This is a genomic window from Lysobacter sp. Soil_N_51, from assembly GCF_057655755.1.
The window spans coordinates 18,316-39,662 of the sequence record NZ_JBDGLR010000006.1 but is presented as its reverse complement, the minus strand read 5'-3'; the positions used below and the strand labels follow the sequence as shown (position 1 = coordinate 39,662).

18 protein-coding genes are annotated in these 21,347 nt (G+C 67.2%); 10 read left to right on the top strand and 8 right to left on the bottom strand.

What is annotated here, in order from left to right; all coding sequences use genetic code 11:
- Positions 1 to 45: 45 nt before the first annotated feature.
- The 3 genes from AC3A4T_RS12185 to AC3A4T_RS12175 form a co-directional block, all read right to left on the bottom strand.
- A complete protein-coding gene (locus AC3A4T_RS12185; protein ID WP_487675629.1) occupies positions 46 to 2,487 on the bottom strand; it encodes a TonB-dependent receptor in 2,442 nt (813 codons plus the stop codon).
- Between the two features lie 245 nt (positions 2,488 to 2,732).
- The gene (locus tag AC3A4T_RS12180; RefSeq protein WP_487675628.1) at positions 2,733 to 3,815 is read right to left on the bottom strand and encodes an SO2930 family diheme c-type cytochrome; all 1,083 of its coding nucleotides are present in this window, start codon (positions 3,813 to 3,815) and stop codon (positions 2,733 to 2,735) included.
- Between the two features lie 153 nt (positions 3,816 to 3,968).
- Positions 3,969 to 5,201 (bottom strand): parallel beta-helix domain-containing protein, encoded by a 1,233-nt coding sequence (locus AC3A4T_RS12175; protein WP_487675627.1) that lies wholly within the window; start codon positions 5,199 to 5,201, stop codon positions 3,969 to 3,971.
- A 181-nt stretch (positions 5,202 to 5,382) separates the two neighbouring features.
- On the opposite strand from AC3A4T_RS12175, the gene AC3A4T_RS12170 reads away from it, so the two are divergent.
- Complete coding sequence (locus tag AC3A4T_RS12170) at positions 5,383 to 6,444, top strand: AraC family transcriptional regulator (protein ID WP_487675626.1); 1,062 nt, start codon at positions 5,383 to 5,385, stop codon at positions 6,442 to 6,444.
- Positions 6,445 to 6,650: 206 nt separating this feature from the next.
- On the opposite strand, the gene AC3A4T_RS12165 is transcribed toward AC3A4T_RS12170, so the two are convergent.
- The 5 genes from AC3A4T_RS12165 to AC3A4T_RS12145 all read right to left on the bottom strand — a co-directional run bounded on the left by AC3A4T_RS12165 (position 6,651) and on the right by AC3A4T_RS12145 (position 12,078).
- Positions 6,651 to 7,034, bottom strand: a complete 384-nt coding sequence (locus AC3A4T_RS12165) for a RidA family protein (RefSeq protein ID WP_036108751.1) — start codon at positions 7,032 to 7,034, stop codon at positions 6,651 to 6,653.
- Between the two features lie 139 nt (positions 7,035 to 7,173).
- Entirely contained in the window at positions 7,174 to 9,354 is a 2,181-nt protein-coding gene (locus tag AC3A4T_RS12160) for a RelA/SpoT family protein (protein WP_487675625.1), read from the bottom strand.
- Between the two features lie 534 nt (positions 9,355 to 9,888).
- Positions 9,889 to 10,188, bottom strand: a complete 300-nt coding sequence (gene rpoZ, locus AC3A4T_RS12155; RefSeq protein WP_036108756.1) for a DNA-directed RNA polymerase subunit omega — start codon at positions 10,186 to 10,188, stop codon at positions 9,889 to 9,891.
- A 294-nt stretch (positions 10,189 to 10,482) separates the two neighbouring features.
- Positions 10,483 to 11,097 (bottom strand): guanylate kinase, encoded by a 615-nt coding sequence (gene gmk / locus AC3A4T_RS12150; RefSeq protein ID WP_036108758.1) that lies wholly within the window; start codon positions 11,095 to 11,097, stop codon positions 10,483 to 10,485.
- 120 nt (positions 11,098 to 11,217) lie between these two features.
- Positions 11,218 to 12,078, bottom strand: a complete 861-nt coding sequence (locus tag AC3A4T_RS12145) for a YicC/YloC family endoribonuclease (protein ID WP_487675624.1) — start codon at positions 12,076 to 12,078, stop codon at positions 11,218 to 11,220.
- A 67-nt stretch (positions 12,079 to 12,145) separates the two neighbouring features.
- Between AC3A4T_RS12145 and rph the strand changes: the two genes are divergently transcribed.
- From rph to AC3A4T_RS12100, 9 genes are all read left to right on the top strand, one after another.
- Positions 12,146 to 12,910, top strand: a complete 765-nt coding sequence (gene rph / locus AC3A4T_RS12140) for a ribonuclease PH (protein WP_046655534.1) — start codon at positions 12,146 to 12,148, stop codon at positions 12,908 to 12,910.
- Positions 12,911 to 13,537: 627 nt separating this feature from the next.
- Positions 13,538 to 13,930: a VOC family protein gene (locus AC3A4T_RS12135; RefSeq protein WP_487675623.1), complete on the top strand. Its 393-nt coding sequence runs from the start codon at positions 13,538 to 13,540 to the stop codon at positions 13,928 to 13,930.
- On the top strand, positions 13,927 to 14,520 hold the full coding sequence (gene rdgB, locus AC3A4T_RS12130; protein ID WP_487675622.1) for an RdgB/HAM1 family non-canonical purine NTP pyrophosphatase: 594 nt from the start codon (positions 13,927 to 13,929) through the stop codon (positions 14,518 to 14,520). Before AC3A4T_RS12135 ends, rdgB begins: the two co-directional genes overlap by 4 nt.
- Positions 14,517 to 15,107 carry a hypothetical protein gene (locus AC3A4T_RS12125; protein WP_487675621.1) on the top strand — a complete coding sequence of 197 codons (591 nt, stop codon included), beginning with the start codon at positions 14,517 to 14,519 and terminating at the stop codon, positions 15,105 to 15,107. Before rdgB ends, AC3A4T_RS12125 begins: the two co-directional genes overlap by 4 nt.
- 52 nt (positions 15,108 to 15,159) lie before the next feature.
- Positions 15,160 to 16,323, top strand: a complete 1,164-nt coding sequence (gene hemW / locus AC3A4T_RS12120) for a radical SAM family heme chaperone HemW (RefSeq protein WP_487675620.1) — start codon at positions 15,160 to 15,162, stop codon at positions 16,321 to 16,323.
- A gap of 244 nt (positions 16,324 to 16,567) precedes the next feature.
- Positions 16,568 to 18,994 (top strand): DUF1631 family protein, encoded by a 2,427-nt coding sequence (locus AC3A4T_RS12115; protein WP_487675619.1) that lies wholly within the window; start codon positions 16,568 to 16,570, stop codon positions 18,992 to 18,994.
- Complete coding sequence (locus AC3A4T_RS12110) at positions 18,991 to 19,341, top strand: PilZ domain-containing protein (RefSeq protein WP_046655526.1); 351 nt, start codon at positions 18,991 to 18,993, stop codon at positions 19,339 to 19,341. Before AC3A4T_RS12115 ends, AC3A4T_RS12110 begins: the two co-directional genes overlap by 4 nt.
- Positions 19,342 to 19,660: 319 nt before the next feature.
- Entirely contained in the window at positions 19,661 to 21,019 is a 1,359-nt protein-coding gene (gene pepQ / locus AC3A4T_RS12105) for a Xaa-Pro dipeptidase (RefSeq protein WP_487675618.1), read from the top strand.
- Positions 21,020 to 21,026: 7 nt separating this feature from the next.
- A complete protein-coding gene (locus tag AC3A4T_RS12100; RefSeq protein WP_487675617.1) occupies positions 21,027 to 21,347 on the top strand; it encodes a low molecular weight protein tyrosine phosphatase family protein in 321 nt (106 codons plus the stop codon).

The following is a 21,347-nucleotide window of genomic DNA, read 5'->3' as shown; positions in this document are numbered from 1 at the left end:
CCCCGCCCCCACGAATCCCAAATCCCGAATCCCGAATCCCGGCTCTCAATACTTCGCGCTGAACTCCACCCCGAACGTACGCGGCTCGCTGACCCGCGCGCCGACCGTGCCGAGCACGTTCTTGCCGTAGGTGCCCAGCGAGTTGATGTACTGGTTGTCGAACAGGTTGTTGCCGTACGCGGCCAGGCCCCAGCGGCCCTGCGGCGAGGTCCAGCCGATGCGCAGGTCGGTGCGGTTCTGCGCCTCGCCCAGGTCCAGCGCCGGGCTCACCCCGCAGCGGTTCTGCGCCTGCGACTCGGCGCTGCACCGCACCTTGCCGCGATACGAGTGACGCAGCGAGAAACGCAGGTCGCCGTGATCGGCCATGTTCACCACGTAATACGCGCCGCCCGCGGCCGACCAGTACGGCAGCCCGGTCGGGTCGCCGCTGGCGTCGATGCCGTCGGAGGTGACGTAGTTCTTGTAGGTCGAATCGATGAAGCTGGCGTTGAAGTCCAGGCCGAAGTTATCGGTCGCCTGCCAGCGCATGTCGAAGTCCAGGCCATAGGCTTCCAGGTCGGAGGTATCGACGACGAAACGCGGGATGCTGGTGCTGCTGTCGAGCCGCACCGCCTGGCGGTTGTCGTAGACGTAGTAGAACGCCGACGCGTTGAGCTGCAGGCGTTGATCCGGGAACGACTTCTTGATGCCGGTCTCGAAGTTCCACACGTCCTCGTTCTCGAAGCTGCTGCCGATCTGCAGCGAGTTGAAACCGCCGGCCTTGTAGCCCTTGGCCAGGGACGCGAACACCATGGTGTCGTCGTTGATGTGGTAGTCGGCGACGAAGCGCGGGCTGAAATCGCTCCACGAGCGCTTGTCGCGGTTGGTCAGGCCCTTGTTTAGCATCGCCGGCGGATCGATGAAGGCGATGTCGAACACGAAGAACTCGCGCGGGATGCCGGCCAGGTCGAAGAAGCCCAGCCTTTCGAGTTGATCCAGCGCCGCATCCAGGCCCGGCGCGTAACGCGGGTCGTTATGCCAGCTGAAGTTCTTCTCGTCGCGGGTGTAGCGCAGGCCGACGGTCAGGTTGAGCTTGTCGGTGGCGTGCCAGATCACGTCGCCGAACACCGCGTAGGCCTTGGTATCCAGGGTGTTGCGGAAGGTTTCGTTCCAGCGATGGCCGAGCAGATGGATCGGGATGCCCAAGGCGTCGAGTTGCTGATCGACGTAGCCGAACAGGTAGCCGTTGGGCGTCGGCGCCAAGCCCAGGTTATGCACGATGGTGTCGACCGAATCGGTCAGCGCATTGACCTCGCTGGTCTGCCGCGCGTCTTCCTTGAAATAGCTCGCGCCGGCGATCCAGTCCAGCTTGTCGGTGCTGCCGCTGAACTTGAACTCCTGGTAATAGCTGCGATTGCTTTCGGTGTTGGTCGAGTCGACGTACAGATAGTTGCGATTGGTGCCGTCTTCCTCGACCCGGTTGACCGAGTCGTAATCGCGCCACGACGTCGTCGAGGTGAAACCGCCCCAGTCGAAACCGTGATCGACGATCAGGGTCACGCCATCGAAGCGCCGCGACTCTTCGTTGCCCTCGGCGTCGCTCATGGTCGGGATCTTGCGCGGGTCGAGATAGGCCGACTCGTCCACCGGCAACGGCGCCAGGCCCGGCGCCGGCGGCAGCGCGATGATGCCGGTGGTGGCCTGGCCCAGCTGATCCAGGCTTTCGTGATCCCAACTGATCAGGGCGCTGGTGCGTTCGCCGAAGCGGGTCTTGAACGCGGCGCGCGTGGCCCAGTTGTTTTCCGGATTGAGATCGCGGCCGGTCGCGGCGTCCTGAATCCAGCCGTCGGCGTGATTGACCAGCGCGTTGAAACGGAACGCCGAATCGTCCCCGGTCGGCAGGTTGAGCATGCCCTCGAGGTATTGCTTGCCGTAGTTGCCGATGCGCAGCTTGGTCCTGACTTCGGTTGCGCTGGCGTCGGGCTTGCGGGTGATGATCGAGATCGCGCCGGCCGCGGTGTTGCGGCCGAACAAGGTACCCTGCGGGCCCTTGAGCACTTCGATGCGCTCCACGTCGGTGAACGGCAGCAGCACGCCGCCGCCGCGGCCCGCATACACGCCGTCGACGTAGACGCCGACCGCGGGATCGGTGCCGATGCCGAAATCGTCGGTGCTGATGCCGCGCAGTTCGAACCCGGGCTGGGTCGGCTGCTGGCTGTCGACCACCAACCCAGGCACGAAACTGTCGAGGTCGCCCAGATCCTGCGCGGCGGTATCGTCGATCAATTGATCGGTCACCACCTGCAGCGCGATCGGCACGTCCTGCAGTTCCTGCTCGCGGCTCTGCGCGGTGACGGTGATCTTGTCCAGTTCTTTCGGCGCCGACGCCTGGTTCGGCGCGGCGGTCTGGGCGAAGGCGGCCGGCGCGGCCAGTACGAGTCCGCCGCCGCACAATGCGGCGATGGCGGTGGCGGTCGCGGTGACCAAACGGTGTTTACGCAGCGACATCTCAAGCTCCCCTCTCGTTGTCGTTAGTTCGAACGCGTGCGGCGGTTGCGTTCTTATGGTCTGTATTCCATCAGACGATGTTTCGAATCGTGTTCCACATGCGGATGTTCGAAGTCTCGTGGCAGCGGCTTCAGCCCCGATGCTTTTCTATCAGCTGCCCCGGAGCCACAAGCGATCGGGTCGAAGAGCGTCGGGGCTGAAGCCCCTCCCACAAAAGACCTCGCGAGTTTTCCGCGCGATGGCGATCAACCGCACGTCCCCTGTTGCGCGGCGATCCAATCGCGGATCAGTTGTACTCCTTCTGCGTGGACCACGCTGCGGCCCAGTTCCGGCATCATCACCGACGGATCGTCGCTGACCATGCGATAAGTCAGGATCGATTCGTCGGGCTTGCCGGGCACGATATCGTGACGCCGGTCGCCGGTGCCCTTGCCGGCCGCGATCGGCAGTTTGCACCGGCCCAGTCGCAGCGGTTCCTGGGTCGCCGCATCGAGCCACAGGCCCGAGGTATTGCCCGGCCCGGTCGGGCTGTGACAGTGACCGCAGTTGATATCGAGATAGGCGCGCGCGCGCGCCTCCAGCGGCGCGTCCGGATCGCGCCAGTTCGCATCGCGCGGCGCGTACGCCGGCTCGGGCGCGCCGTGCAGATAACCCACCTTCGTCCAATGCGCGAGCTGATTGGCGACGCCGTCGTCGTAAGCGAAATCGCGATTGAGATGGCGCGCGCGCGGCCCGAGCGGATGCAGCGCCTTGCTCTTCATGTCGGTGCCGTGGCAACCCGCGCATTGGTTCTGATCGGGCACGGTGTATTGCGCTTCTTCGCGGCTGCCGTCGCTCGCGACCAATTGCAGCGACACCAGTTCGCCGCCGCGCATCAGCTTGGCCTGGGTCTGCTCGGCGTTCCACACGTACGGCAGCGCGATCCAGCCGTCCTGCCGCCGCACCAGCAGCCGGGTTTCGATCAAGCGCACCTTGCTCAGCTGCAGGCCGCCGCCGGCCAGGTCCGGGCCGTCGTCGGCGCTGCGCAACACCGCATCGCCTTCGCCGCGCGGGTAATAGAAGGTCTTGCTGAAGATGGTGCCGACCGGGAAATCGAATTCGCGTTGCGCGTCGAACTGCGCCGCCTGGCCCTTCGGCATCCACACCGTGCGCAGCTTGTGCGCGTAGTCGGAAAACAGCGCGGTATTGAGGTCGTACGGCAGCACGTCGCGGTTCAGACGCAGACGCCCATCGGCGACCCGCAGCACATTCCATTCGGCCAGGTCGGCCGGCTGGCCGTCGGCGAAGAAATGCACCGCTGGCCACGGCGAATCCGCCGAGATGTTCACTGTCTTCGGCGCTGATTGCGACGACGCTTGCGGCGCGACGTCCGCACTCGGCTTTCCGCACCCCGCGACCAGCAACGACATCACCACGGCGACCGCGTAACGCATCGGAGCACTACTCATCGAAGCACGAGCCATCCAAGTACGGCGCATCGATCAACCGCGCTTGAGGTCGATCGCCGGCAACTTCGGCAGGTCGCACTCGTAGGGCTTGGTGTCCTGGCTCGGATTCTTGTAGCTGCCTGGGCCGTCGGCGTTGACCACGCCGGACACGTCGCGAATGCAGATCTGCGGGCCTTCCTTGCGTTCCTTGTTGGCGTAGCCGTCCCACAACACATCGGGGAAGTGTCCGCTCAACCCGTAGATCGCGGTCTTGAGCGCCTTCAAATCCAGGCCATCGGGCGAATCGCCGCCGCCGGACAAACGATTGCCGTAGATCGAGATGCGCTCGGGATACGGATCGAAATCCTTGGCCGCCTTGTCGTCCTTGTAACCGGTGGAATAGACGCTGGAGACGATGATGTTGGTGGTGGCGTTGTCGCTGATGTCGTTGTCGAAGATTTCCACGTCGTCGTTGGAATTCACCACCATGCCGCTGCCGGCCGGCACGCTGGCCACCGGCGTGCCCTTGGCGCCGAAGTTGGCGGTGTTGTTCTTGAACACCTTGTTCTTGAACACCCGGATCGCGCCGCCCTGCTGCGACAGCGCCGGCATGTTGAACACCAGGATGCCGCCGGTGTTGTTGGTGGCGACGTTGTCGTAGACGTCGGCGTTGACGGTGTTTTCGATCTCGATGCCGGCGACGTTGAACTCGGCGCGGCTGTTGCGCACGATCACGTCGCGCGACTGGCCGACGTAGATGCCGGCGTCGGACGCGCCGATCGCCACCGAATTCTCGATCAGCACGTTGCGGGTCTTGACCGGGTACAGACCGTAGGCGCCGTTCTTGGTGCTCGGCCCGCCGGTCCATTCCACCCGCACGTTGCGGATGGTGATGTGCTCGCCTTCGTTGACCTTGAGGCCGTCGCCCTTGCTGTCCTCGATCGCGATGTTTTCCAGGGTGAAGCGGCTGGCGTTGACCAGTAGGCCTTCGGCGCCGGCCTTCTGGCCCTTGAAACTCAGCACCGACTTGTCCGGACCGGCGCCGCGGATGGTCACGCCGTCCACGCGCAAGGTCAGGCTGCGATCGAAGGTGTAGCGGCCGGCCGGCACCTCGATCACATCGCCGTCCTTGGCGTCGAGCAGGCGGGTGCGGAAGGTGTCGGCGAAACTCGCATCGCCCGCGGCGACCTGCGCGGTCGGCGTGTGCTGGGCTTGTTCGGGGCCGCAGGCGGCGGTCAGCGCGGCCACGGCCAGGGCGAGGACGGACGCGCGAATGGGCTGTTTCATGATGATCCCCGTGATCGTTGGCGACCGGGGCGGGTTCGCGCCGTTGGCGAGAACGGACCCCGTGACGGCTAAGCGTCGAGTCTCCGCCGCCGGTGTGAGCGCGCGTGAGGGCGAATGCGGCACACTAAGGGGGCATTCGCGGTCAAGTTCACGACACGCCCGCGATCAACAGTGAGAGGCGATGCGTCAGTCATCCGATCAGGACAAGGCCCGGCCCGATATCGCTTTGATGTCGCCGAACCTGCTGTGGGGTCTGCTCGAGACCGCGGACCGGATCGGCGCGCCCAGCGACGACTGGTTCGCCGGCACCGGCCTGAGCCGCGCGCAGGTCAGCGACCCCGGCGTGCGCCTGCCGGATCGGCCGACCGCGTTGGTGGTCGAGCGCGCCTTGAAGGTGTTGCCGCCGACCATCGGCCTGGACCTCGGCCGCGATCAGCACGTCGGCAATTTCGGCCTGCTCGGGCTGGCGATGACCACCGCGGCGACGTTCGGCGAAGCGCTGCAGATCGGCCTGCGCTTCACGCCGGTGGTCGGCAGCCTGATGCGTTTCGTCGAAAGCGCCTCGGAGAGCGGCACCCTGGCGCTGGCCGGGCAGATGACCCTGGCTTACCCGAGCATCCACCGTTTCGTCGCCGAGGAATTCTTCAGCAGTTGCCTGGCGCTCGCGCGCGGGCTGGTCGGCAATACCTTGCGGCCGCTGCGGATCGAGTTCAGTTATCCGGCGCCAGCGTATCGCGAGCACTACGACAACGTATTCGATTGCCCGGTCGCATTCGAACAACCACAGGACCGGCTGGTGCTGGACGCGAACTGGCTGGCGGTGCCGCTGCCGACCCACAACCCGATCGCCTCGCGTCAGGTACTGGCGTTGTGCGAAGCGCAGATGCCCGACACCGCGGTGCCCGGCGAAGTCACCGCCGCGGTCGAGCGCCTGCTGCGCGCGCAACTGCCGCAGGACCCGAAGCTGGCCGGCATCGCCGCGCAATTGCACGTCAGCGAACGCACCCTGCGTCGTCAGTTGACCAACGAAGGCACCAGCTTCCACGACATCCACGACCGCCTGCGCATCGACCGCGCCTACGCCCTGCTGCGCGAGCGCAACCTGACCATCGCCAGCGTCGGCGCGGCGATCGGCTACAAGGACCCGCGCGATTTCCGCCGCGCGTTCAAGCGTCTGACCGGGCAGACGCCGCGCGCGCTGCGCGAGCATCTGCTGACCGAGATGGCCGGCGAGCGCAGATAGCGCAGCCGTGTACCAAACTGTATTTGCGGCGCAAGCCGCGACCGCGAAACCCCGATCACGGCGACACCGCCGCGCCACGTCGGCGCGACGACAACCGCGCTTCAACCGCCGCGCCCGCACCGGCTGACGCGGCCATCGGCAACATCACGGTCGCGGCTCACGCCGCTCCTACACGATGCAGTGAAGCTGCGACGCGGTCGGTCGACTCAGCGCAACACCATGATCGCATCGACCTCGAACGCGACCCCGCGCGGCAACGCCGACACTTCGACGGTCGACCGCGCCGGGAACGGAGCGTTGAAATACTCGCCCATCACCGCATTGACCTTGCCGAACGCGCTCAGATCGGTGAGGTACAGGCCCAGCCGCGCGATATCGGCCAGCGAACCGCCGGCGGCTTCGCACACCGCCTGCAGATTGCGGAACGCGCGATGCGCCTGCGCTTCGATATCGCCTTCGATCACCAAGCCACTGGACGGATCCAGCGGAATCTGGCCGGACAGATACACGGTGTCGCCGACGCGCACGGCTTGCGAGTACGGGCCGATCGCGGCCGGAGCTTGGTCGGTCTGGATGATTTCGCGGGACATTTTAGAGGCCGGGATTGGGGATTAGGGATTAGGGATTGGGGAATCGTAAGGCAAAAGCCCGAAGCCGGGATCGATAGCGGCCAATCCGGTCAGCCGCGCCTTTGCCAATCTCAAATCCCAAATCCCAAATCCCGGCTCCTCACATCCGCTGCACACCCAACACCACCGCCAAGCGGCGCACCCGCCGCATCACGTCGGCCAGATGCTTGCGGTCGTGCACTTCGATCGCGAAGCGCATGATCGCGATGTTGGAATCGCGTTCGAGATATTCGACCCGGTCGATGTTGGACTCGGCTTCTGCAATCGCGGCCGCGACCTGGGCCAGCGAACCGGGACGGTTGTCGACTTCGATCCGCAGCGCGGCGGCGAAGTCGCCGGAGACCTGACGGTCCCAGCCGATCGCGACCCAGCGATCGGGCGACTTGCGGTATTCGGCGACGTTCGGGCAATCCAGGCGATGCACCACGATGCCCTTGCCGGCGGTGTGGTAGCCCATGATGTCGTCGCCCGGCAACGGCAGGCAACAGTTGGCGAAACTGATCACGCCGCGCTCGGCGCCGGTGATCAGGATCTTGTCCTCGGGCAGACGCGGGCGGTCGATCGAGCGGCCGCGCACCTTGCCCGGCGCCTCGCGCGCGAGCGCCAGCGCGACCTGGTTGGGCATGCGATTGCCGAGCGCGATGTCGGCCAGCAGCGCTTCCAGGCGCGGATAACGATTTTCCGCCAGATACGCGTCGAGCCGCTGCGCCGGGGTGCGGTCGAGCGAGGTCTCCAGCACTTCCAGCGCGCGGTCGAGCATGCGATGGCCGAGCTGCACCGCGTCTTCGTGTTCGAGCTGCTTGAGCTGTTGCCGGATCGAGGTGCGCGCCTTGCCCGAGACCACGAACTCCAGCCACTGCGGCTTGGGCGTGGACGACTTGGCGGTGATGATCTCGACCCGCTGGCCGCTGGCGAGCTTGGTCCGCAGCGGCACCAGCTTGCCGTCGACGCGCGCGGCGACCGCGCGGTTGCCGACGTCGGTATGCACCGCGTAAGCGAAATCGAGCGCGGTGGAATTGCGCGGCAACGACAGGATGTCGCCCTTGGGCGTGAACAGGTAGACCTCGTCCGGGAACAGGTCGACCTTGACGTTTTCGAGGAACTCCAGCGACGAACCGGTCGAACGCTGCGATTCGACCAGACTGGCGATCCAGCTGTGCGCGCGCGATTGCGCGCTGTTGGGACCTTCGCCGCCGTGCTTGTACGACCAATGCGCGGCGATGCCGCGTTCGGCGATCAGGTCCATGTCCTCGGTGCGGATCTGCACTTCCACCGGCGAACCGTAAGGGCCGAACAACACCGTGTGCAGCGATTGGTAGCCGTTGGCCTTCGGGATCGCGATGAAATCGCGGAAGCGCGAATCCAGCGGCTTGTACGCCGAATGGGCGACGCCGAGCGCGTGATAACAGTCCGGCACGCTCTTGACCACGATGCGGAAACCGAACACGTCCATGACCTGGGTGAAGCTCTTATGCTCGTGATGCATCTTGGTGTAGATGCTCCACGGCGATTTCACCCGGCTGATCAGGCGGTGTTGAAGCTTCTCCTTCGCCAGCCGCTGGGCCAGATGCGCTTCGATCTGCACCAATGACTCGCGCCGTACCACCGGCTGGGTGCGGATGCGCTTTTCGACCACGGCGTGACGCCACGGATGCAGCGCGCGGAAACCCAGGTCCTGCAGCTCGGCCTTGATCAGGTTCATGCCCAGGCGCTGGGCGATCGGCGCGTAGATTTCCAGCGTTTCGCGGGCGATGCGTTCGCGCGCTTCGGCGCTCTGCGCGCCGAGGGTGCGCATGTTGTGCAGGCGGTCGGCGAGCTTGATCAGGATCACCCGCAGGTCGCGCGCCATCGCCAGCAGCATCTTGCGGAAGCTCTCGGCCGCCGCTTCCTGGCGATCGCGGAACTGCAGCTTGTCGAGCTTGGTGACGCCGTCGACCAGTTCGGCCACGGTCGGACCGAACTCGGTCGCCAGGCATTCGCGGGTGAGCGGGGTGTCTTCGATGGTGTCGTGCAGGATCGCCGCGACCAGGGTCTCGACGTCCAGCCCCTGTTCGGCCAGCACCTTGGCGACCGCGACCGGATGGGTGATGTAAGGCTCGCCGGACTTGCGGGTCTGTCCGGCATGCGCGGCCGCGCCGACCGCCCAGGCGCGGCGCAGCTGATGGCGCTGCGCTTCGGGCAGGTAGTGCGCGGCGAGCTCGAGCTCGCGCACGTAGTCCGGCAGCTCCGTGTCCTCGGCAGCGGCAGGATAAGTTTTCAGCGCGGGCTCGGCAGGGGTCATAACGGAAATTTACGCGGGCGGGAGCGCATGGCGCAACGCATTACGTACTTTGAATGTGGCGACGGCTCGATTCTGCGCAAGCACACGGTCACGGCTTGCGCAGTTGGCGGGCGGTTCGGTTCAGGCTGGGCTTGGCTGTCGGGCGATTCCGCTGCGGCGTGCGACCGGTTTAGTTAGGCCGTCGCGGCCCGATCCGGTCTTCGGGTTTGTCAGCTGAAGCCGACCGTTTGGCGGCGTTCGGCCGAAGTCTTCGCGACGGCGGCGTCAGCGCCAACGCCGTTCGCGAGGTTGTCTTGAAGCATCACCGCGAGCGGCGCGGGCAGCCTCGGGGCCGAGGCGCCGCGCACGAAAACCGGCTCGCGCGCAAGCGAGCGTACCTACCTAGTGGGCTTATCGCCTCCGCAAAGGCGCGCCCAGCGGGCTTCTTCTGCTTCCCGCGCGGACCCGGCGCCGGGCCACAAACGAAAACGGCCCCGCCGAGGCGGAGCCGTTTTTCGACCGGATCGCCCGCGCGCGGGCGCGGAGCCGGTTGGATCAGTCGTCGCCCTTGGACAGGTCGTCGTCGGCGACCACTTCGGCGGCGGCCCATTCCAGGGCTTCGCGTTCCTTGCGCTCGCGCTCGGCCTTCTCGACCGCGTCGATGTATTCCGGGTTGACCTGGCGCGCGGCGATTTCGCGCAGCGCCAGCACGGTCGGCTTGTCGTTGGCTTCGCTGTTGTCCAGCTGCGGCTCGACGCCGTTGGCCAGCTGGCGGGCGCGCTTGGCGGCCAGCATGACGAGTTCGAAGCGGTTATCGACCACTTCCAGGCAATCTTCGACGGTGATGCGGGCCATGGGGCTCCTGCGGCCGGTGCGGCCGTCTTTGTAATGCGGATGGGGACCGGGAAGTCTAGTCGCTGTGCCCGGCTGGAGCAAGGTTTTGCTGGTCGGGGCCTTGTGAATCAATCAGATAAGGCCGGACTGGGCACCGCGCGGGTGGGTTCGAGCGGCGGTTGGAGGGCGGATTCGGCCTCGAGGGGGCGCAACCGGCCAGTTGGCGCGGTCGCGGCTTGCGCCGCTCCTACAGTCGGACCTCGCCACGCGGCTTATCCGATTCTCGATTCCCCATTCCCAATTCCCGGCCGTCGATCAATCCGCCAGCAACGCCGTGATCAGGCGCGAATGCCGCGCGACCTGCGGTTCGCGGCGCAGCCGGCTGGCCAGGAAGATCGCGCACATCTCGTCCACGGCGGTGTCGAAGATCTCGTTGACGATGACGTAGTCGAATTCGCCGTAGTGCGACATTTCCTCGCGCGCGGCGGCCAGGCGCTGGCCGATCACCTGCTCGCTGTCCTGCCCGCGCGAACGCATGCGCGACTCCAGCGCATCGCGCGACGGCGGCAGGATGAACACGCTGACCGCGTCGGGCACCTTGGCGCGCACCTGGCGCGCGCCCTGCCAGTCGATTTCCAGCAGCACGTCCTTGCCGGCCGACAGGAACGGTTCGACCGACTGCCGCGCCGAGCCCTTCCAGTCGCCGTGGACGCGGGCGTATTCGAAGAAGTCGCCGGCCTCGACCATCGCCTCGAATTCCTGCGCGCTGACGAAGTGGTAGTGCTCGGCGTGACGCTCGCCCGGACGCGGCTGGCGCGAGGTGAACGAGATCGACAGGCGGATGTTCGGATCGCGCGCGAGCACCGCGTTGACGATGCTGGATTTTCCGGCCCCGGAGGGGGCGGCGACGATGTAGAGGGTTCCGCGCATTGGGCTGGGATTCGAGATTCGGGATTTGGGATTGGTAAAAACGAAAAGCAACGAGATCGGGAAATCCGCGATTCGCACTGGCTTTGGCCAATCCCGAATCCCGAATCCCCAATCCCGGCTTCACTCGATGTTCTGAATCTGCTCGCGCACCTGATCGATCAGCACCTTGAGCTCCACCGCCGCCGCCGAGCTGCGCGCGTCGACCGATTTGGAACCCAGGGTGTTGGCTTCGCGATTGAATTCCTGCAGCAGGAAGTCCAGGCGGCGGCCGACCGCTTCGCGCAGCTTGAGCACGCGCCGCGCTTCGGACACGTGCGAATCGAGCCGGTCGAGTTCTTCGTCGACGTCGAGCTTCTGCAGCCACAGCACCAGTTCCTGCTCCACGCGGCCGTTGTCGGCCGGCTGGGCCAGGTCGGCCAGGCGCGCTTCGAGCTTGGCGCGCTGGCCGGTGCGGATCGCCGGCATCATCGCGCGCACGTCGGCGGCGATCCGGGCGATGCCGTCGATGCGTTCGCCGATCACCGTCGCCAGCTTGCCGCCTTCGCGTTCGCGCGAGGCGACGAATTCGTCCAGCACGCTGTCGAGCAGGCTCAGCGCTTCGGCTTGCAACGCGGCCGGGTCGGTGCTCGGCGCCTGCAGCACGCCGGGGAATTGCAGCAGGTCGGTGAAGTCGGTGCGCAGCGCCGGGAAGCGCGCCGACAGGTCGATCGCCAGATCGCTCAGTTCGCGCAGCCGGGTCGGATTGAGTTGCAGCGCATCGCCGCCTTCGGGCGCGCGCAGGCGCAAACTCAGGTCGATCTTGCCGCGGCTGATCCGCGAACCCACGCGCTCGCGCAGCGCCGGTTCCAGCACGCGCAGCTCGTCGGCCAGGCGCACGCCGAGTTCGAGGAAGCGGTGGTTGACCGAGCGCAGCTCGCAACCGAGCGTGCCCCAGGGTGTCACGCGTTCGCCGCTGGCGAAGGCGGTCATGCTGCGAATCATTCGGAAATCCCGAGCCTACAGGGAGCGAATGGTAAACTCGCCGGCCCTCAAACGGTAAATCCGCCTCATGACCGGTCCCAACGCCGCTCCCGCCCAGGCCCCGGCCGGCCCGCTCGTCCGCCCCAGCGGCCGCACCGCGGAGCAGATGCGCGAGGTCCGGATCGAGCGCGGCTACACCGCTCACGCCGAAGGCTCGGTGCTGGTCAGCTTCGGCCAGACTCGGGTGCTGTGCACCGCCAGCGTCGACAACAAGGTGCCCGGTTTCCTGCGCGGCAAGGGCGAGGGCTGGGTCACCGCCGAGTACGGCATGCTGCCGCGCGCCACCCACACCCGCAGCGACCGCGAGGCCGCGCGCGGCAAGCAGGGCGGGCGGACCCTGGAAATCCAGCGTCTGATCGGCCGCGCCCTGCGCGCCTGCGTCGACCGCAAGGCGCTGGGCGAACGCACCATCACCCTGGACTGCGACGTGCTGCAGGCCGACGGCGGCACCCGCACCGCGGCGATCACCGGCGCCTACGTGGCCCTGGTCGACGCGATCCGCTGGCTGCAGGCGCGGCGCGAGATCACCCGCGACCCGATCTTCGGCGCGGTCGCGGCGGTCTCGGTCGGCGTGTACCGCGGCGTGCCGGTGCTGGACCTGGACTATGCCGAGGACAGCGACTGCGATACCGACATGAATGTCGTGATGAACGATGGCGGCGGCTTCATCGAGCTGCAGGGCACGGCCGAGGGGCATGCGTTTCGGCGCTCGGAACTCGATGGCTTGCTGGCGTTGGCCGAGGCGGGGATCGCCGAGTTGGTGCTCAAGCAGCGTGAGGCGTTGGCGGGGTGAGTTTTTGCTGGTTAGGCGCGGGACGGCTCATCCAGTGACCGCGCCTTCTCCGTCGTCATTGCCCGGTGAACGCGTCCTCTCCTTCTGTCATTCCCGCGTTCGCGGGAATGACGAGCAAAGGCGTTCGAAGCTTGTCCAATGGCCGCGCGCGCTTCTGCCGTCATGCCCGGTGACCGCGCTCTCTCCTACCGTCATTCCCGCGAAGGCGGGAATGACGAGCAAAAAAACCCCCTCGCATCTTGTCCATGTCGAATGTTTCGTGGCCGCGTGCTGACGGCTACGTCGGATCGATCGGGCGTTGAGCGGTAGCCGCAGCGAACAGCAACACGCGCCGTGATTGTCGCCAAGACACTTCAGCCCGCTCCAATCGCGAGTTTCTTGTGCGATGGCCTCCAGTTCCGACTGGACACCGCGCCCGCCACGACGCCGTCCCACACAGCGCGTGAACACATCCGCGCACCAAGTCTCAAATTTCGCCGCCCGCGCTGAACTTCACCGCGCATCCGCGATCATTGTCGCCAGCCGCCGACAGGCCGTCGCCGCGGCCTATTTTGGCGAACGATTTCGCCGGTCGATTCCGCCGGGCAATCGCGGCCCGCCACACCACGCCCCCGCACGAGGACACGCATGAACCGCAGCATCGGCAGCATCACCCTGGTCGTCGCCGATTACGACGAGGCCATCGCGTACTACACAAAATCCCTGGGTTTCAGCCTGCTCGAAGACATCAACCAGGGCGGCGGCAAGCGCTGGGTGCGGGTCGCGCCGGCGCAGGGCGCGCAGACCGCGCTGCTGCTCGCGCAGGCCGCGAACGACGAACAGCGCGCGCGCGTCGGCGACCAGACCGGCGGCCGGGTCGGCTTCTTTCTGCACACCGACGACTTCCATCGCGACCACGCGGCGATGCTCGAACGCGGGGTGCGCTTCCTGGAATCTCCGCGCGTCGAGACCTACGGCACGGTCGCCGTTTTTGAAGACCTGTACGGTAATCGCTGGGATTTGCTGGAATTGAAGGCATGAGATTAGTGCTGGCCAGCAGCAACGCCGGAAAGCTGGTGGAGCTGCGCGACCTGCTGCGCGACACCGGCGTCGACCTGGTGGCGCAATCCGACTTGGGGGTCGAGGACGTGGAGGAAACCGGCAGCACGTTCGTCGAGAACGCGTTGCTGAAGGCGCGTCATGCCTGTCAGGTCACCGGCCTGCCGGCCTTGGCCGACGACTCGGGCATCTGCGTCGACGCGCTCGGCGGCGCCCCCGGCCTGTACTCGGCGCGCTATCACCGCCACGGCGATGCCCAGGGCAACATCGACAAACTGCTGGCCGCGCTCAAGGACGTCCCGGACGAGCAGCGCGGTGCGCATTTCTATGCGGTGATCGTGCTGCTGCGCCATGCCGGCGATCCGCGTCCGATCATCGCTGAAGGCGTGTGGCACGGCCGCATCGCCCACCAACGTCAGGGCGAGCGCGGCTTCGGTTATCAGCCGGTGTTCTTCGACACCCAGTACAACGTGTCGGCCGGCGAGATCGACGATGCGATCAAGAACAAAGTCAGCCATCGCGCCCGCGCGCTGGCGATCCTGCGCGAGCGCCTCGCGGAGCTGACCGCATGAACCGGATGCTGCGCGCCGATGCCCCGCAGCGCCGCGCCTTCCGCACCGGCGGCCATACCGTGCTGTCGGTGGCGGTGCTGTACCTGCTGGCAATGCCGATCGCGATCTGGATCCGCCAGGACGGCCTGCGCGCCGGCGCCCCCAGCTTCGGCAGCGAGATCGAACTGGCGCTGTGGCTGCTGGCCGGCCTGGTCGGGCTGGTCGCCCTGGCCGCGGTCCAGCGGGTGAGCCTGGACGCCGCGCTCGGCCGCCCGGCGGTCGGCGGCACGATCCGCTGCGCCAACATCACCAGCGGCCACCGCAGCCGGGTGTTCGAACCGCGCGAAGTGGTCGCGATGTCGCTGCACCGGGCCAAGGACGGGCGCATGCGCCTGACCTCGACCCTGGAACTGCGCCTGGCCCCGGCCCCGCACCGCGCCTGGGACACGGTGACCGTGTTCGACGGCGAAATGTCCGGCGACGGCCACGCCGAGCCGCTGGCGACGATCATGCATCTGGTCGTCCAGGCCCGGCCGGACGTGCAACTGGACGCCAATCTGCGCGCCCTGTTGGCGACCCGCCGCTACGGCACGACGCCCGACCGGTAAGCTATCGGTTCCCCTCCGACCGATACCGGGCCCTGGCGCCCGGCCCGCGCTGTTGACTCCTGCCCTGACCACTCCGCCGCTGTCGCTGTACGTCCACCTGCCCTGGTGCGTGCGCAAATGCCCGTACTGCGACTTCAATTCGCACGAAGGCCGCGGCGCGCTGCCGTTCGACGCCTACGTCGAGGCCCTGATCGCCGACCTGGAACACGACCTGCCGCTGGTCTGGGGCCGGACCGTGCACAGCGTGTTCTTCGGCGGCGGCACCCCAAGCCTGTTCCCGCCGGAATTCATCGACCGCTTCCTGCAGGCCGCCAGCGCGCGCCTGCGCTTCGCGCCTGGGGCCGAGATCACCCTGGAAACCAACCCGGGCACGGCCGAGCACGGCCGTTTCGAGCTGTACCAGGCGGCCGGGGTCAACCGGCTGAGCTTCGGCATCCAGAGCTTCGACGACGGCTGCCTCAAGCGCCTGGGCCGCATCCACGACAGCGGTGAGGCCGAGGCGGCGGTGAAGCTGGCCCAGGACGCCGGCTTCGACAACCTCAATCTCGACCTGATGTACGCCCTGCCCGGTCAGACCCTGGCCATGGCCGAACACGACCTGCAGCGCGCGTTCGCGCTCGACCCGGCGCACATCTCGCATTACCAGCTGACCCTGGAACCCAACACCGTGTTCGCCGCGCGCCCCCCGCAGGGCATTCCCGACGAAGACGGCACCTGGGACATCCAGGAGCACTGCCAGGCGTTGCTGGCCGAACACGGCTATATCCAGTACGAAGTCAGCGCCTACGCCCGCGAAGGCCGGCGCTGCCAGCACAACCTCAATTACTGGCGCTACGGCGATTACCTCGGGATCGGCGCCGGCGCCCACGGCAAGATCACCCTGGGCGCCGAACAGGACATCCTGCGGCGCTGGAAGCTCAAGCACCCGACCCAGTACCTGGCCGCTGCCGGCAGCGCCGCGGCGATCGGCGGCGACGACCGGATCGCGCCGGCGCGGCGGCCGTTCGAATACATGCTCAATCTGCTGCGGTTGGTCGAGGGCTTTTCGCTGAGTTCGTTCGAATCCTGCACCGGGCTGGAGCGCGCGGCGATCGAGCCGCAGTTGCAGGCCGGCTACGCCGCCGGCTGGCTGCAGCGCGACGGCGACCGGGTTCAGCCGACCGAGTTGGGCCGGCGTTTCACCAACGACGTGGTCGCGCTGTTCCTGCCCGAATGATCGCGCCGCGCGGTGCCGGCCGGCGCGGTGGGTCGCCAGTTCGGTGGCTCGGCCGGCCTGGACGCCACCTCACAGCGTCACCACCGCAATCGCGACACACTCGATATTGGCCGCTACGCAACAGCTAGTGCGTTTGTGCCAATGGTCGCCTCCTGTCGGCTGCATGCTACGCCCGCACCGGTTCGGGCTGGCTTGTGGCCCGGGAGGCGTGGTTATATCTCGCGGTCGTCAGTACCCAAAGCCCATGTCCGCCACGTTCGACCCTCTGGACGCCTCGCCGCGGGCCACCTTGGCCACCGCCGCCTTGCCTCGCCGCGTGCGCCGGCTGCTCGAGCAGTTGTATGCGCTGGTCAGCGACGAGATCGCGCCGCTGCTGGAACGCATGCTCGCCGAGTACGAGCAGCAGTTGTTTCGTCAGGCCGATCAGGCTCGCAATCCCAGTCTGCAGTCGGGGTATCTGGAGACGCTGCGGCTGGTGCGGTTGCGGCGGGCGGATTTGATTCCTCGGTATTTGCTTGGGCTGGAGACGGCGCTTACTCGGTTGAGGGAGGGCGCGGCTGGGGCTGCGCGTCCAGTGACTAATTCAGCGCCTCATTTTCGCGAGCTTCGGTTGGTCGAAGACAGCGAAGTCGACGAAAACACCGTGCTGCGCGCGGTGGCCAGCCGCCACGAGTCGCGCGCCGGGCTGGGCCTGCTGCTGCTCGGCCAGCGCTTCGGCGTGCTCGCCGGCGCGCCCGCGTTCGACAGCGAGCGCCTGCCGGTCGGTCCGCAACGGCTGATCCGCAGCTTCGCCGAAGCCTGCCAGCCGCTGCAGATCAGCCTGGAATCGCGGCTGGACCTGTACCGGGTGTTCGACCAGCAGGTGATGCTGGGCTACGCGGCGATGGTCGAGTCGATGAACGCCCTGCTGGCGCGCGAGAACGTGCTGCCGAGCCTGTCGTTCGTGCCGCTGCGGACCCGTCCGAGCGCGCAGAACCCGGCCGCCGATGGCCTGGCCGCGCTCGCGGCCGAACCGCTGCGTCGTGCCTCCGCCAGCGATCCCGCCGGCGAACGCCGCAATGACCCGACGCGCGGCGCCGGCGGCGAACTCAACGCCGGCCCACGCACCGGCGTGAACGCCGGACCGGCCCACGAACCCGCCGCCAGACCCGTTCGCGCGAACGATCAACCGCGTCCGCACACCGCCTGGCCGGGCCAGCCCGCCACCGCCACGTCCGCCGACGCGGTCGACTTCGCGACCCTGCAGCAATGGCTCGGCGAACGCCGCGAACTGGTCGACAAGCTGCGCCCGCGCGCGCAGCCGTCGGCGCCGGCGACCGCGCTGAACACCGCCGACCTGCTGGACGCGCTCAATCAACTCAAGGACGAACTGCCGCGCGGCCCGCAACCGCTGCGCAAGGTCGCCGAGCTGCGCCAGTCGCTGTTGGCGGCGCATGAGCGCAACGAACGCAACGACAGCAACGCCGGCGCGGATGGCGAGCGGCCGACCGCGCTGTCGCGCGACGACGGCGACGTGTTCGACCTGCTCGATCTGCTCTACGGCGAGATCGAACAACGCCTGCGCGGCGACGCGATGATCTCGACCCTGCTTAACCGCCTGCAGGCGCCGTTGCTGCACGCGGCGCTGCAGGACCGCTCGCTGCTCGAACACAGCGGGCATCCGGCGCGGCAGTTGCTCAACACCGTCGCCGAGGCCGGCGCGCGCTGGACCCCGACCGAGGAAGTCGACCCGCAGTTGCACGAGCCGCTGCGCCAGGCGGTCGATCATGTGATCGAGCATTACAAGGTCGCGCCCGGCGCCTTCGACACCGCCAACCAGCGCCTGCAGGAGCATCTGCAGGGCATGGCGCGCAAGGCCGAAGTCAGCGAGCGGCGCCACGTCGAGGCCGCGCGCGGCAAGGAAAAACTCGAACTGGCCAAGCGCCGCGCCAATCAGGCGATCGAAGCCAGCACCGTCGACCAACGCCTGCCGCGCTTCGTCCAGACCCTGCTGAGCCAGGCCTGGGCCGACGTGTTGACCCTGACCCTGCTGCGCCACGGCGAGGAATCCGACGCTTGGCGGCGCCAGCTCGCGATCACCGAACAGATCGTCGCCGCCAACCTGACCGGCGTCGGCGCGACCGCGCCGTGCGGGCTCGACGCCGATATCGAACATGCCCTGACCCTGGTCGGCTACCACGCCGACGATGCCGGCGCGATCTCGCGCCAGCTCACCATCGGCCCGGCGCTGACCGACGAAGCCGCCTCACGCACCGAACTGGCGGTGAAGCTGCGTTCGCGCGTGCGCCTGGGCGAAGAAGGCCACGCGCCGGCCACGCGCTCATCGCTGTCGCCGCGCGACGAGCGCGAACAGGCCTGCTGGGAACAGATCCGCGCGTTGCCGTTCGGCACCTGGTTCGAATTCGTGCAGAACCAGCAGGGCGACGCGGTACGCCGGCGCCTGTCGTGGTTCAGCCCGATTACCGACAACGCCTTGTTCGTCAATCAGCGCGGCCAGCGCGTGGGTGAGCAATCGCTCGACAGCCTGGCGCGGATGCTCGCGCGCGGGCAGGTGCGGATCGTGGTCGAGGAGCGCAGCCGCCTGGTCGATCGCGCCTGGCACGCGGCGCTGGACGTGCTGCGCGGCTTCGGCGGCGGTCGCGCGCCGGCAGCCGATGAGGCCGGCGCATGAACGAGGAATACCGCCGCACCCGCCGCCGCCGCATCGTCGAGACGGTGCAGGTGGTCGACACCATGACCGAGACCGTGATCGGCCATCTGGGCAACCTGTCCGAGACCGGGATGATGCTGATCGCCAGCGCGCCGCTGGTCGACGACGCGCTGTACCAACTGCGCTTCAACCTGCGCGACGCGCCGCAGCACGCCTCGCCGATCGAAGTCGGCGCCCACCTGCTGTGGCAGGACCGCGCGAGCGTCCCGGGCCAGACCTGGACCGGCTTTCGCTTCATCGCCATGCCGGAAGACGGCATGCAGCATTTGCGCCAGTGGCTGGATTCGCCAGGCGCGAGTTACGAGTGAAGCGGTGGAGCAGGAACGAGTTCAGAGGAGTGAGCAGTGAGTAGGAGCGGCTCTTACTCACTCCTCACTCCTCTGAACTCATTTCTGCCATTTCCGCTCCAAAATAACCGCGGTTCCCAAGCGCCTTGCCGATCGAAGTCGGCGTCCCCCAGTGGCTGGATTCACCTAGCGCCAGTTACGAGTGAAGCGGTGGAGCAGGAACGAGTTCAGAGGAGTGAGCAGTGAGTAGGAGCAGCTTTTACTCACTCCTCACTCCTCTGAACTCATTTCTGCCATTTTTGCTCCAAAATAGCCGCGTTTCCCCAGCCGAAGCCCCGCAATGACCGCCCCCGCCCGCACCGCCGATCCGTCCGCCTCCCGCGCCATCGCCGAGCTATACGCGCAGCATTTTGCCGAACTGCAACGCCGCACCGAACAGGCACTGGCGCGCGGCGGGTTCGATCATCTGGTCGTCCCCAGCGGCACCCTGCATTACCAGGTGTTCGACGACCGCGACTATCCGTACGCGGCGAACCCGCAGTTCAAGGCCTGGGTGCCGCTGACCCGCAATCCGGGCAGCTGGCTGGTCGCCACGCCCGGGCAGACGCCCAAGCTGATCTACCTGCAGCCCTTCGACTACTGGCATGTCGTGCCGCAGGCGCCCAGCGGCTGGTGGGTCGAGCATTTCGACGTGATCGTGATCCGCACGCCCGAGGAAGCGCTTCCCCATCTGCCCAAGGACCCGGCGCGCTGCGCCATCCTCGGCGAGCCGCTCAGCACGCTCGGCGAGTTCGCGCCGAACAACCCGCAGCCGGTGATCGACTATCTCGAATACCACCGCGCGTCTAAGACCCCGTACGAAGTGGCGATGATGCGCGAAGCGACCCGCAAGGGCGTGCGCGCGCACCGCGCCGCCGAAGCCGCGTTCCGCGCCGGCCGCAGCGAGTTCGACATCCACCTGGCCTACTGCGCCGCCGCGCGCCAGGACAGCAACGAACTGCCGTACGGCAACATCGTCGCCCTGAACCAGAACGGCGCGGTGCTGCACTACATGGAACTCGATCGCGAGGCGCCGGCGCAGTCGCGCAGCTTCCTGATCGATGCCGGCGCCAGCCATCACGGCTATGCCTGCGACATCACCCGCAGCTACGCCAGCGACGCCGGCAGCGAGTTCCAGGCGCTGATCGATGCGGTCGACGCCGCGCAATTGGTCATGTGCGATCAGGTCCGCGCCGGCACCGACTACAAGCGCATCCACCTCGGCGCGCATCTGGCCCTGGCCGGCATCCTCAAGGATTTCGGCGTGCTCAAGACCAGCGCGGAAGCGGCGGTGGAAACCGGCGTGAGCGGGGTGTTCTTCCCGCACGGCATCGGCCACGGCATCGGCCTGCAGGTGCACGAAGTCGCCGGTTTCGCCGCGTCCGATCGCGGCGGCCGCATCGACAAGCCCGCCGGTCATCCGTATCTGCGCCTGACCCGGGTGCTGGAACCGGGCATGGCGGTGACCATTGAGCCGGGGCTGTATTTCGTCGATTTGCTGCTGGAGGGTTTGCGCAAGGGCGAGCACGCCGACAGCGTCGACTGGAACCGCATCGACCAATTCCGCCCGTTCGGCGGCATCCGCATCGAGGACGACGTGGTCTGCACCGACGCCGCGCCGCTCAACCTGACCCGCGACGAATTCGCCGCGAGCGCCTGAGCCGCGCATGCAGCGCATCTTGTTCGTCTGCAGCCAGAACAAGCTGCGCAGCCCGACCGCCGAGCAGGTGTTCGGCGGCCGCGACGATCTGGAAGTCGCCTCCGCCGGGCTCAATCACGACGCCGAGCAACCGCTCGGCGCCGAATTGGTCGAATGGGCGCAGCTGATCTTCGTGATGGAAAAAGCCCAGCGCAGCAAACTGCAACACAAGTTCCGGCCGCAGCTGCGCGGCAAGCGCGTGGTCTGCCTGGATATTCCCGACGACTACGACTACATGGCGCCAGCATTGGTGGCGCTGTTGCAGGCGCGGGTACCGCGGCATCTGTGA